The sequence below is a fragment of the Paraburkholderia bryophila genome (genome assembly GCF_013409255.1).
GTDB lineage: Bacteria > Pseudomonadota > Gammaproteobacteria > Burkholderiales > Burkholderiaceae > Paraburkholderia.
Map to the genome: position 1 here is coordinate 1,197,830 of NZ_JACCAS010000002.1, position 13,114 is coordinate 1,210,943.

11 protein-coding genes are annotated in these 13,114 nt (G+C 63.0%); 3 read left to right on the top strand and 8 right to left on the bottom strand.

The window, feature by feature from the left end; translation table 11 throughout:
- Positions 1 to 112 precede the first annotated feature (112 nt).
- Positions 113 to 418, bottom strand: a complete 306-nt coding sequence (locus GGD40_RS26540) for an acyltransferase family protein (protein ID WP_179745649.1) — start codon at positions 416 to 418, stop codon at positions 113 to 115.
- Positions 419 to 555: 137 nt separating this feature from the next.
- A complete protein-coding gene (locus GGD40_RS26545) occupies positions 556 to 1,284 on the bottom strand; it encodes an acyltransferase family protein (protein WP_179745650.1) in 729 nt (242 codons plus the stop codon).
- Between the two features lie 505 nt (positions 1,285 to 1,789).
- Here GGD40_RS26545 and GGD40_RS26550 point away from each other — a divergent pair.
- Together GGD40_RS26550 and GGD40_RS26555 are read left to right on the top strand one after the other, a co-directional pair.
- Positions 1,790 to 2,641: an IclR family transcriptional regulator gene (locus tag GGD40_RS26550; RefSeq protein WP_257030583.1), complete on the top strand. Its 852-nt coding sequence runs from the start codon at positions 1,790 to 1,792 to the stop codon at positions 2,639 to 2,641.
- Positions 2,638 to 3,546, top strand: a complete 909-nt coding sequence (locus GGD40_RS26555) for an IclR family transcriptional regulator (protein ID WP_179745652.1) — start codon at positions 2,638 to 2,640, stop codon at positions 3,544 to 3,546. The genes GGD40_RS26550 and GGD40_RS26555 overlap by 4 nt, the downstream gene beginning before the upstream one ends.
- Positions 3,547 to 3,586: 40 nt before the next feature.
- On the opposite strand, the gene GGD40_RS26560 is transcribed toward GGD40_RS26555, so the two are convergent.
- The 6 genes from GGD40_RS26560 to GGD40_RS26585 form a co-directional block, all read right to left on the bottom strand.
- Entirely contained in the window at positions 3,587 to 6,298 is a 2,712-nt protein-coding gene (locus GGD40_RS26560) for a hypothetical protein (RefSeq protein WP_179745653.1), read from the bottom strand.
- On the bottom strand, positions 6,285 to 7,532 hold the full coding sequence (locus tag GGD40_RS26565; protein WP_179745654.1) for a DUF3142 domain-containing protein: 1,248 nt from the start codon (positions 7,530 to 7,532) through the stop codon (positions 6,285 to 6,287). Before GGD40_RS26565 ends, GGD40_RS26560 begins: the two co-directional genes overlap by 14 nt.
- A complete protein-coding gene (locus GGD40_RS26570) occupies positions 7,525 to 8,283 on the bottom strand; it encodes a hypothetical protein (RefSeq protein ID WP_179745655.1) in 759 nt (252 codons plus the stop codon). The genes GGD40_RS26565 and GGD40_RS26570 overlap by 8 nt, the downstream gene beginning before the upstream one ends.
- 223 nt (positions 8,284 to 8,506) lie before the next feature.
- The gene (locus GGD40_RS26575; RefSeq protein ID WP_035559958.1) at positions 8,507 to 9,370 is read right to left on the bottom strand and encodes a MurR/RpiR family transcriptional regulator; all 864 of its coding nucleotides are present in this window, start codon (positions 9,368 to 9,370) and stop codon (positions 8,507 to 8,509) included.
- Positions 9,371 to 9,547: 177 nt separating this feature from the next.
- Positions 9,548 to 10,630, bottom strand: coding sequence for an ABC transporter ATP-binding protein (locus GGD40_RS26580; RefSeq protein ID WP_179711612.1), 1,083 nt, complete (start codon positions 10,628 to 10,630; stop codon positions 9,548 to 9,550).
- 93 nt (positions 10,631 to 10,723) lie between these two features.
- Positions 10,724 to 11,497: an SDR family oxidoreductase gene (locus GGD40_RS26585; protein WP_179745656.1), complete on the bottom strand. Its 774-nt coding sequence runs from the start codon at positions 11,495 to 11,497 to the stop codon at positions 10,724 to 10,726.
- A gap of 334 nt (positions 11,498 to 11,831) precedes the next feature.
- On the opposite strand from GGD40_RS26585, the gene GGD40_RS26590 reads away from it, so the two are divergent.
- A complete protein-coding gene (locus tag GGD40_RS26590; RefSeq protein ID WP_035559964.1) occupies positions 11,832 to 13,064 on the top strand; it encodes an ABC transporter substrate-binding protein in 1,233 nt (410 codons plus the stop codon).
- Positions 13,065 to 13,114: the final 50 nt, after the last annotated feature.

Consider the following 13,114-nt stretch of genomic DNA (forward strand, 5'->3'; position numbering starts at 1 on the left):
CTCATCGGACGTGCACCATGGCCGTCAGAGCGGACGCGCCCCATACTTCGAGGCGCGTGGTCCCGAGCGCTGCTCCATAGCCCTACCATATCAATACGGGACCGCCAACGTCCTATACTTTTTCCTGCTCAGCCTTCAACGTCGTAACCCCGCCATCCTTGTTGGCCGGTAGCGCCCCGGGGACCTCGCTTCCCTGCGACCGCTTCTGTCCCGTATTGCCGATCTTCGAGTAAGCAATCGCCGGTCGCTCAATATAGCGATATGTGAGATGAGCGCATGCTATCGGCAGAGGGACAAGAAGGAGAATGTATTCCACGCCACTAAATCCCGCCATCTTTATCAAATCCTGATTGATCGGCGGTATCAGATATACAGAGTAGCTGATAGTCCCGAGCGTCATCAGCGGGCGCAATTGCATTAGTCGCTTCCCGCGCAGAACGTAGCAGGTAGTGAATATGGTGTATGCGAGAGACCACGAAATCAGTACCACTCTGAACGGAACATCAGCATGATCGTATATCCCCAATGCCACATATAACGCCGGAACCAAAGCGGCTATGATCGACAACAACAGCAATACAAATATGCGCCAGATACGCGCGGCTGAAGCTCTTTATTATGAAGTCGATAGAAAAGCAGGCCCGCGACGCATGACGCCATGATTCCGAATCTCCCGATCGGAATCCGGACATGCATTGTTAACGAAAGAGTCGAAAGTGAAAGCAGGCCTATGATCGCGACGGCCGTAATGAGTATGCTTTTCTTATTTAGTTTCGTGAGCAATGCAAGCGAGAGCAATCCATACCATGCAAACTCCAGGGACAACGTCCAGGATTGCCCGACAAAATGTGGCTGGCGTATGTACTCCTGAACCAGCAACAAATGCGATGTTAGAAAAAATGGCCAATTTTTAACAGAAGAAGTCGCACTGCTTCCATAACCACAAAAATATGCGAATATTTCGTAAGCAAGTACCGCCACATATAGCGGATAAATTCGAAATAGCCGGTGCTTCCAGAACGTCTTGATAGACCCGGCCCGCTCGAGGCTAAGCGGAATCACGAACCCACTCACCAGGAAAAAGGTCAGAACGCCGACTTGACCGAAGTTGATCCAGGGGCCAAATCCAACATCGGGAGAAAACCAGCCGGCACCCTCGCCCCCGTGCTGGAAAAGGACGACACTGGCGGCACATGCTCTGAGCACATCGATAAACGAGTACCGTCCGGCGTTAGTCGTTTCGCGTCCGGCACTCAACAGATCGGTCCTGGCCCTCGTCGACATCGCGTTCCTTGCGTTGGTAATTTGAGTATTTCGATCACGCTCGGACAGGGCACAGGACTTGTTCGCTGACTTCGCATTGTTAGTTTCCGAGGATACGCGAGGGGACGCGTGTGCTTATGTACGTCAAGTTACCGAAAACGTTCGCGCAATCACATCGATAAGGTGCTTGTGTAGGATTGGGGGAAGAAAATATCAAAACCGCGTTATCACGCCACGTTCGAAGCGCAGCGCTTCGATACTCGCCAACGGCGTAATGAAATGGTCACCAGTGGAGAAAGTTATCTGATCAGGATAGCTACTCGTTAGCCATACAGGCAGTCTACTGCCCGTCAACTTGACAGAGCCCTGGCAAGGGCTGCAAGGTGATTTTCTGATTTCGGGAGATGGGCACTTTTAGCCAGACAGGACGATGCGGCCGTCGCTTAGGCTTACGGCAAGGCCATCGGTTAACATGGACCCTTTTTTACGGACGGGCGCGAGGGTGAGCAAAGCAGCGAAACCGGCCATGGGCAAAGGCGCTGGCGGCGACGACAGTGCGCCAGGCAGCAAGCCGCAGCGCGGCATTCAGAGCGTGGAAGTGGGCGGCCGCGTGCTGCTGGCGCTCGCGCAGGCGCGCACGCCGCTGGCGTTGTCGGACCTCGCTACGGCCGCGCAACTCGCGCCGGGACAGGCGCACGCCTATCTGGTGAGCTTGAGTCGGCTGGGACTGATCAAGCGCGACGACCTGTCGGGTCGCTACGAACCCGGGCCGTTATCGTTGCGGCTCGGTCTGCTACATCTGGAAAACCAGCCGGCGTTTCGCGCCGCCGTGCCGCGCGTCGCGGCGCTGGCCGAAGCGATCGGCTTCAGCGTGGCGATCTGTATTGCCGGGCCGCAAGGGCCAACGATCGTCCACTATGAGCACGCGGGGTTTCCGCTGCACGTCAATTTGCACGTGGGCACGGTGATGTCGCTGCCGGCTACCTCGACGGGACGCGTGTTTTGCACTTACCTACCGCGCGAAGTGCTCGACGCGATGTGGGCGAACCAGTCGGGCGCGGCGAATGGTGCAATTGGCGCGTTGAGCGCGATGACGCCGCCCGACGAAAGCGCCGCGTTCGAAGCCGCGTTGAACGAGATTCGCGCGCGCGGTCTCGCACGCAGCGTGGATGCGCCGAGTCCGGGCATCAGCAGTTTGAGCGCGCCGGTGCTCGATGGCGACGGCGGTTTGTCGCTGGCGCTGACAGTGATCGGCTCGACCGGCGCGATCGATGTCGCCGCCGACGGTCCTATCGCCCGCGCGCTGCTCGCCGCGGCTCATGACATTGGCGCCGAACTCGCCGCTGCACCTTCCCTGTTAGCTTCTTCCGCCACGTGACCGATTCTCTCGCCCCCTCTCTCGCCGCTTCCGCCGATGCAAAACCGCAGCGCGGCATCCAGTCGCTCGACAGCACCGGCGAGTTGCTGGCGGCGCTGGTCTCGGCGGCGCGTCCGCTGAATTTGCGCGATCTTGCGGCGGCCGCCGGCATGCCGCCCGCCAAAGCGTTTCCGCATCTGGTGAGTCTGCTGAAAATCGGCTTGCTCAAGCGCGACGCGTCGGGCTGTTTCGAAGCCGGGCCGCTCGCGCTGGAACTCGGGTTGATCGGCTTGCAACGCCTGTCGCCGGCGCGCGAGGCGGAGCCCGAGGTGGTCGAGCTGGCGGCGTCGACGGCGATGAGCGTCGCGATGGCGGTGCTCGGACCGCTTGGGCCGACTGTCGTGCGTCTGGAGGAATCGGCGCGGCCGCTGCATGTGAGCTTGCGCGTCGGCACGGTGATGTCGCTGGTGAATACGGCGATTGGCCGCGTGTTCGCCGCTTATGTCGCCGACGACGTGCGCGTCGGTCTGCTGACGCAGGATCATCTGCGGTTGGCGGGGGCGGACGCGGCGGATATTTTCGCGGCGAAAGCGCGCGGAGTTGGAGCGGGTGTGTCGAAGACGGTCGATGCAGACGCCGGCGCGACCTCTGCGCTAACGCCTTTGACTCAAGCCTACGCGCAACGCCTCGCGCAAATCCGCGCGGACGGTATCGACACTGCGTTGAGCCGCCCTGTGCCGGGCATCAATACGTTGGCCGCGCCGGTGCTGGATCACACGGGCAGCATCTGTCTCGTACTGGCGCTGATGGGACCGAGCGGCAGCTTCGATAGCGATCTGACGGGCGGCCCGGCGCAGACTTTGCGCGCCGCGACGCTGAGATTGTCGCGGCGATTTGGGTGGATGGCGGCGACGAGCGGGGCGTGACGCTCGACGCCTCATTGCGGGTCAGTCTTTTGGCATTGCGTTAATGCGTAGGCCGGTCGCTGCCGCTCGCCCGCCGCCGATACCACCACCAGCCAGCGCCCATCACACCGGCGAGCACCAGCACCCCAATCAACGCAGCACGCTTCTTATGGCGCCCGACATCACGCTGCATGTCACGCCACGCCTGCGTATAGGTGAACGTCGTCGCCGCCTTGAAATCGGGCTCCGGGCACAGCGAGCCGAACGACCCGCCGAAGTCCACGTACGCCCCCTCCTTCACATAGCGCTTATAAAAACCCTGCGCGCGCGCGGGATCGTAGTTGTGCATCCAGTCCGTCCCGCGACACAACACGGCGGCAAACGCCTGCGAACGCGTGGGCAATGCGTCGGCCGCTTTTGCGATGTACCCGGCGGCAATCTCGCGGTAGTGAAAACGCGTCAACGGCTGGCTTTCGCTTGCCGCGTAGCGGCGCTTTTCGTCGGCGGTGACGAACGGTCCGGCCAGATCGTCCTCCGCGCGCGTCGCGGGCGTATCCGGCTGTTTCGCTGACGCGGCGGCTGCGTCGCTGGCCGCGTTCGCGTCCGAACCCCGCGCCACATGCGCGCCGATCACACCCGAGCGCCCCGAGCCGCCCTCGAAATCGCCGTCGATGTCGTGATAATCCGGCCCCTGCTCGTAGCCCATCAATTCCATCCCGAACTGTTTCGCGAGCGTCGCCGCGGCGAACCAGCCGCGCGCGCGATTCGTGCGGGTCCACGCGTGCTGCGCCTGGTCGAGCGCGGCGCCATAGTCGTGCGCGAGCTCGCGCAGATGAAGTTGCGTGCGCACCGTTTGGCCGTTTTTCCAGTCGTATGCGCTGTAACGCGGATCGTCGTCGGCGGGGAAATACGGCAGCGCTTCGTCGATACGGCCATCTCTCATGAGACGACGTGCCAACAGATAGCGCAACGAGTCGCCGGCGGACGGCCGCGCTGCGTAGTACGCGTTCGGATCGGTCGGTAGCGGCGGCGCGGCGGACCATGTCGGCACGCGCGTATCGACAAAGTGCTTCAACTCGTCCGTGGTGAGCACGCGCTCCGCGATGTACGCCATATCGCTGTCGTAAGCGATTTCGGTGACCGAGTCTTCGTTCGCGCTCACATCGTTGCGGCGCGACGCGGCGTCGAACAGATAACCGAGCGCCTCGACATACTGTCCACGCGACAAGGTCAGCACGGCCTGCTCGCCTTTGATCAGCCGCACGCCCGCCGGCTCCACGCTCGAATCGGCGGCCGGAAAACCCTTCGAGGCCTGCGCATACGCCTGCACGGCCGCGGCCGTATCGCCCCGGCGCAACGCGAGTTTCGCGCTCACCCAGCTAGCCAGCGCGCTGTGCTCACGCGCTGCCAGCATGCCGGCGAAGTCGTAGCGGCCGACTCGATAAGCCAGCGCGGCGAGACGATCGGCGCCCGCTACATGATCGATGCCGCGTTGCCGGATCGCCTCCACCAACGAGGCCAACGCCGGATTCGGTTTGATGCCATGGTCGCCGCGCGCGGCATCGGCATAGCCGGTCGGCCCGAAGCTGTTGTCGTAGCCGCCGTAGTACTCGTACGCGCTCGCCGGCTGATCGTTGACGATATCGCCTTCGCGCGCGAGCGCATACGCCACCAGCAGACGTTGCGCGACGGGATCGTCGATCAGCGACGCGACCCGCGTCTTGCCTGCCTTGCCGGCCAGCGCCCAGGCCGCGATGAATTGCAGGGACTCCACGCCGCTCACGCCGCCGCGCGCCGCCTGTTGCGCATAGAGGCCGATGGCCCGCTTCAGGTTCGCGGGCGCGATCGCCGCCGCACAGGGCGTGTCGTTCAGGAAGCTGCGGTAATCGCACTGCATGTCCGATTTCGGATTGATCAGATAGGTCAGCGCTTCATCGCCGAGACTTGCGACCGCGAGGCCTTGCGGGTCGGGAGCGCCGTTCGCGGCGAGGGCGCGCGGGCGCGCGTAGGCCGCCGGCAACGCGGCGGTAAGGGTCTTGCATGTGTCGGCATCGGTGCAGGTGTCGGCACGCGCCTGGGCAATCGCCGCGAGTTCGGTTGCTGCGGCGACCGAGCGCGGCGCGCCGGATGAGCCGGGTAACGCAAGGACCGCTTCGAGGCGGGTCGTGGCGCGGGTCAGGAGGGATTCTTTGCTGGCGCAGGCGGATGGCTCGGCGGCGGTGCTCGACGATGCATCGCTTGAGTCGGGCGCGGTTTGACTCGGTGCCGTGCGGCTCGAAGCCGCCGCGCTTGCCGCCGCCGCATCGGCAGTTGGCGCCGACGAGCCGGAGGCCGCCGACGACGCCGACGCAACCGCCGTACTCGCGCAACCCGTCAGCGCGTGCGTATAGTCCACGTCGGCCGCGGCATAGAGACGTTGCGCGTCAGGCACACCTGTTCCTAATGCATACGCCGCATCGCCGTCGGCAGCTTTGGCCATCGCGGCAAGCGTTGCGATCTGCGCAGGCGTCAAGCCGGCCAACACTGCCTTCGCCGGATCCACCGCTTGCGCACCCGCCGCAACCCGCACCGCTTCGGGCGCCAGCAAATGATCGCTCGGCGTCACAAGCCGCGCCACCTCATAAGCGAACGAATTGTTCGGCGTGCCCGACAACGTGCCCGCGCGATTGTCGAGCAATTGCAGCGGAAAAAACGGTCCGCATGCGTGGACGATCACAGCGCCGGCCAGCAGCGCGAAGGTACCGCCGAATGCGACATATTTACGGTTCAACATGAACGGAGACCTTGTGGTGATCGGTTTCGCCGCAGCGAAGCCAGCCGATGTCGCGGCGCATGCCCGCGCGCAACAAGCCGGGTTGTACGCGACGCAGCAGCATGCCGCGCGCGTCGTAATCGAGTGCATAACCGTTGATGCCGTCCGCGGCCTGGCAAGCGGCGTCGGTGCGCACGACCGCCGGCAGCGTCGCATCGGCGTTGCCGCTGCTCACTAGCGACACGTCGAACAATCCCCCTCGCTGTGCGTTCGGATGGACGTCGACGCTCATCGCTGAAGTCAACGGCGCGCGGCTCAAGACAGCGCGCCAGGTTGTCAGGCTCCACGCGCGCTCGTCGGCGTCGGTGGGCAAGCGGAACCAGACGATGCCCGCCAGACCGCGCAATTCGTCGCGTTGAATCTGCGCGACGAACGCCGCCATCTGCCCGGGCTGCGCGACCAGTTCATGCGACAGGCCTTGCGCGAAACCGTTCGCGAGCAGCATCGGACGTTCGCTTTCAATGCCGGCCACGCGACCATCGTCACCCCAGGTCACGCGCGAGCCGTAAGTGGGCAACGCGACGCGCCATGGCCGCTGGGTGCGTCGCGCGAACGCGTGCAACCACGTGCGCGCTTGCGTCGGATCGAACAGGCCCTGCGCCGGGTTCATGACCGCGTGGACCTGGAGGATGGAGGCGTCGGCTTGCGTCAGGAGCGCGTCGAGCGCGGGGCTGTCGAGCCAGGTGGGTAGCGCGGTGATCGTCAGCTTGATGGCGGGATCGAGTCGCGCGCGCAGTGCGGCGAGAAACCGCGTGTAGGCCGCGAGCTTTGAGGTCGCGCAGTCATGGTCGATTTCGATGGCCGCGAGTGGCGCGCCGTGTTGCTTCCAGTCGTCGGCGAGTTGAGTGATGCGCGCGACCGGCAAGCTATCCAGATCGTCGAGTTGGCCGTCGATTCGCACCACGGCCGTGATCGGCGCACCCGCTGCCGCGAGCGTCGCCCAGTCCGGCGACACGACGGTCCAGTCGTTCCGGCTGTCTTTCTCGGCGGCGAGCACATGCCACGATTGCACCAGGCCACGGCTCTGCTGGATCGCCGCGTTGACTGACGGCGTCCATTTGCGCTGCCAGACATAGGCGTCGTTTGGCAACTGCGTCACCGAACGGCCGCACGCAGCGATCAGCACGACAAGCGTCAACGCGACAAAAACGGCGAACGTGCGCCGCTTTTGTCGCGATGCGCCGCCGTCACTCATAGTGCAGGGCTTTCGGCACACTGTACGCCGTGCCGTTGTAGTTCAGCGTGGTGGTCGAGCGTTTCGGCTTGCTTTCCTTCGACACGCAATCGCTGCTCGTCTGCTTGCTCACGCGATCTTTCGATGTTTCGCCGACGCGCAACGTGGCATAGCCGGAGTCGTTGGCCGGACCGACGGCGAGCGAACGCGCGATCGACGAAAACGTTCCCGCGCAATTGCCATCCCATTCGCCGGAGTCGTTCGCGACGAGCATGTCGTCGAGCACGCGACGCAGCGTGTGGCCGTCCTGTACATACAGGCTCAGCGCCTGCGCTTCGTAGGGATTGACGCGCGACGAACCCTCGTACGTCACGCGCACGCCGAACGCGCGTAGTTGCGGCGTCAACTGATAGCGCGCCGTGTCGAGATCGATCGAACTGAAGCGAATCGCGTCCGACGTAATCGCCGACGGTTCATAGAAATGCGCAACGATCGCGCCGGACTTACTATCCGCGACCAGTACTTCGACGTCGTACACGGCTTCATCGTCAGTGGCGCCGGCCTGGGGCATCGGCTGCACGGCCAGCGTCAGCGACGGATCTGCCGGCCAGACCTTGCACGCCGCGTGCTCGCTATCGAGTTGGCGGCCGGGGTGCAGCGTTTTCATCCATTTGCTCAGACTGGCCTGGCAAGCCGCCTTCGCATCGGTATCGGCGTCGGCATGGGCGAACAAGGGCAGGCACAGCACGGCTAAGGCGATGAGTTTTTTCATTGTTCTCCCGGATTGCTTTATTTGACGTTCTGCAGCGTGCTCGCAGATCGAGCTATTGCCGCGGATTTTAGGGCGAGCGCTGTCCGTTGTAAAACGGTGGTGAGGCGGGAGTGTGAATATTTGGCGTTTCAGAGCGGCATTGCCGATAGCCAGGAGATGGGATTAATGCGGAACGCAACAAGCGGGGCGAACGTCGCCAGGTTCCAATACGGCTACGTGACGATCAATCCCCGGTCGCCTCCGGTTCATGCGACGCCAACCGCGCCTTCGCATGGCGCATCTTCTCAAGCGTCTTCGGACCGGCTTTAAGCGCGACGCCGATCGCGAGCGCGTCCATGATGCACAGATGCACGAGCCGCGACACGCCCGGCGTATTCGGATCGATCGGGCTCGGCACGCGCAGCAGCAGCGGAATATCGACCAGCCACGCCAACCGCGAACCGACGTTGGTCAGCGCAATGGTGGTCGCGCCGCGCTCCTTCGCGATCTGTATGCTTTCATTCACTTCGACGCTGCGGCCCGAATGCGAAATCGCGAATGCCACATCGCCCGGCTCCATCAGCCCCGCGTAAAGACGCTGCAAATGACCGTCCGTAAAGGCGGTCGACGCAATGTCGAGCCGCAAAAAGCGCAACGCCGCGTCTTGCGCCACGAGGCCCGAACCCGAACCAACGCCGAAGAAGAACACGCGCCCCGCGCTCGACAGCGCCGCGATCGCGCTCTCCACGACTGCGGGGTCCAGCGCGCCGCGAGCGTGCGTGATGCCGTCGATGGCCGCTTCGCCCACCTTGTCCATCAAGGTCTGTACATCGTCGTCGCGCGCGACCGCGGTCGACGCGTACGGCATGCCGCCTGCCACGCTCTGCGCCAGTTGCATCTTGAAGTCGCGCAGACCGTGGGCCCCGATCGCGCGGCAAAAACGCGTGACGGAAGGCTCGGACACGTCGGCGCGCTGAGCGAGTTCGGTGATGCTCGCGCGCATGGCGAAGTCGACGTCGCTCAGCACCATATCGGCGACCTTGCGTTCGGCAGGCCGCAAATTCGCCAACGCGCTGCGGATGTGGGGAATCAAGTTCGGTGCGGACACCCGGTGTTCCTTAAAAGCGCCCTCGGACTTGTCGCTTCGCGCCGGCCGCCGAAGGGGACTTCCTTCGGGGCGGTGGACGTCCTGCGGAGCGGAAAACGTGGGACATCCTAGCGTTTTCTTACGGGTTAAATGAATCCGCGTCGCAGTCGCAATCGCAATCGGACGGCAACACGCGGCTTAGACCAGCCTGCGTCCACTCTCCGTATCGAACAGATGAATATGTTCCGCCGGCAAACGCAGCGCGACACGTTGGCCAGGCTCGACTTTCGAGCGCTGGCGAGTCGTCACGCACCACGTGCTGCCGCCTATTTTCCCGTACAAGTGGGTCTCCGCGCCAGTCGGCTCGACCACTTCGACTTCCATCGTGGCGTCCGGCGTCTGCGCCATGGTTTCGATGTGTTCGGGGCGCACGCCGAGCGTGACCTTCGCACCGACCGCCGCCGAAGCCGACGCGCCTTCCAGCACGATCTCGCCGCCGCCGGTCAGTTTCAGCGTGAGGCCCTGGCCTTGCGCGCCGCTCGCCACCACGCCTTCGGCAAAATTCATCGACGGCGAGCCGAGAAAGCTCGCGACGAACAGATTCGCCGGACGATCGTACAACTCCAGCGGACGACCCATCTGCTCGATCCGCCCCGCGTTCATCACGACGATGCGGTCGGCCATTGTCATCGCTTCAATCTGATCGTGTGTGACGTAGATCACCGTATTCTTCAGGCGCTGATGCAGCGCCTTGATTTCCGTGCGCATCTGCACGCGCAGCTTGGCGTCGAGATTGGACAGCGGTTCGTCGAACAGAAACAGCGACGGCTCGCGCACCACCGCGCGGCCCATCGCCACGCGTTGCCGTTGGCCACCCGAGAGCGCGCGCGGCAAGCGGTCCAGATAGCCGCCGAGATTCAGCATCTTCGCGGCGGCTTCGATCCGCGGCTTGAAACTCGCCGACGATTCCTTGCGAATGCGCGGCCCGAATGCGATGTTTTCGTAGACCGACAAGTGCGGATAGAGCGCGTAGCTCTGGAACACCATCGAAATATTGCGCTGCTGCGGTGCGAGCGTGTTCGCCCGCGTGCCGCCGATCATCAGATCGCCGCCGCTGATCTCCTCGAGACCGGCCACCATGCGCATCAGCGTGCTCTTGCCGCAGCCCGACGGACCGACCAGCACGACGAACTCGCCGTCGTCGATGTCGAGATCGATGCCGTGCACGACTTGCGTGTCGCCATAGCGTTTGAAGATGCCGCTCAGTTGCACTGCTGCCATGCTGTCCTCATCGTCTTGCTTCGTTGACTCGACCGGGGTTGCGGGTTTTTTGTCCGGGTGTCGCTATGCCGTTGTGTCGTCGTGCCGTTGTGTTCAGATCTGTTCGAGCGTCAGTTCTTCCGCCATCAAACGATTACCGGCCATCAGACCACCGTCCACCGGCAACGCGACGCCGGTAATCACGCGCGCCATCGGTGACGCGAGAAACTGCACGGCGTCGGCAATGTCGTCGGGCGTCGCGAAGTCGCGCAACGGGTACCACTTCTTCAGGTCCTCGAACACCTGCGGGTTCTTGTCGACGCGCGCCTGCCATGCCTGCGTCTTCACCGTGCCCGGACACACGATGTTGGCGCGAATGCCGTAGCGGCCGAGTTCCATGGCCAGCGCTTTCGTGTAGCTGATCAAGCCTGCCTTCGCCGCGCTATACGCCGGGTGCCCGAGCGCGGCCATGCCGTTCACCGAGCCGATCAGCACCAACACGCCGCGCCGGCGTTCGATCATCGACGCCCGCACCGCTTCCACCGTGTGATACGTGCCGTTCAGATTCAGATGAATGTCGCGTTGCCAACTCGCGGCGTCGGTGCTGGCGAGCGTCAGTCCTTGCGCAGCACCGGCATTGGCGACCAGCACATCCACCGGACCGCGCGTCTTGACCGCGGCCGCCACCGCTTGCTGCACCGCGGCGGCATCGCCGAGGTCGACCGCGATCGGCGTGACGTGCGCGTCGCCGAGTTCCGCAGTCAAGGCCTGAAGCGCGGCCGCGTCGATGTCGAGCGCCAGCACGGTATCGCCCTGCTCCACGAAACGCCTGCACAACACGCCGCCGATACCGCCGCAAGCGCCCGTTACCAAAACCACACGATTCATGTCCGCCTCGCTCATCAACTGGTCATGCGCACCGGATTAGCATGTAAATTTCCTACAAACTCGATGCCGGCCAGTTGTCTAGCCATCCCGAAGATTGGGTATCCGTGACTTCGTGTTACGCAGAATACCCCTGCTTTACAGCATCTTATGCACAAAACCGGCTGCAAAAAAATATGGCAGACCCTACGTGACAAGCTATTTTGCGTCATGTAGGATTTTTTCAAACAATTTAACCCAAAGCGGCCGGCGACGGCAGTAGACCACCCCACCATCATCGGATGGGACCGGAGCCAGCGCTCAAGCGCCAACTCCGATCGACAACAGGAGAGAGAGAATGTCGTTGCATGCCCGTGCTTCCCTCGCGCTAGGCAAAGTTGCCGTGGCGCTCGCGTTTGCAGGTATCGCCGTCGCGGCTCACGCCGACACGGTCCGCGTCACGGTCGCGCACTACAGCGACGCGACCGCGCCGTACTTCGAGAAAATGGCCCGCAACTTCGAGAAGGCCAATCCCGGCACGACCATCAAGATCGAAGACGTGAACTGGGACACGCTGCAACAGAAACTCCAGACGGACATTTCGGGCGGCGCCAATGCCGACCTCGCGATTGTCGGCACACGCTGGCTGCTCGACTTCGTGAAGGACGACGTGGCTGAGCCGCTTGACGGTTACATGGATGCGAGCTTCAAGAGCCGCTTCATCGGTCCGTTCCTCGCACCGGGCGAAATCAACGGCAAGGTGTACGGTCTGCCGATCGCGGCTTCCGCGCGCGCTTTGTACTACAACAAGGATCTGCTGGCGAAGGTCGGATATCCCGACGGTCCTAAAACGTGGAACGACGTGATCGACGCGTCGAAGAAACTGAAGGCGCAGGGCATTGCCGGCTTCGGTCTGCAAGGCAAGGAAATCGAAACGGACGTCTACTATTACTACGCGCTGTGGACCAATGGCGGCGACGTCGTCGGCAAGGACGGCAAGGCGGCGTTCAATTCGCCGGCCGGCATCAAGGCGGCCACGCTGTACAAGTCGATGATCGACCAGGGTCTTACGCAACCCGGCGTGACCGGCTATAGCCGCGAAGACGTGCAGAACCTGTTCAAACAGGGCCGCGTCGCGATGGTGATCTCCGCACCGTTCCTGTCGAAGCAGATCAAGAAAGACGCGCCGAACCTGAAGTACGGCATCGATCCGATTCCGATGGGCACGACGCACGCCACTTACGCCGTCACCGATTCGATCGTGATGTTCAAGAACTCGAAGGTGAAGAAGTCGGCGTGGAAGTTCCTCGACTATCTGTTCACGAAGGAACCGCGCGTCGAGTTCTCGACGACCGAAGGTTTCCTGCCGACCACCAAGGCTGAAGCGACCGATCCGGCATTCAACGATCCGGATACGAAAGCGTTCGTCGCGTTGCTGCCGACGGCTCGCTTCGCACCGACCGTGACCGGCTGGGAAGACACCGCGAAAGCCGTGACCGATGCAATGCAGTCGATCTACCTCGGCAAGGCGAAACCGGCCGACGCGCTGAATGCGGCAGCCACGCAGGCGAACAAGTCGCTCGGTCATTGATCGTGTTTTGATCGCTCGTTCTGATCGTTCGTTTTTGATCGCTGAGTGAT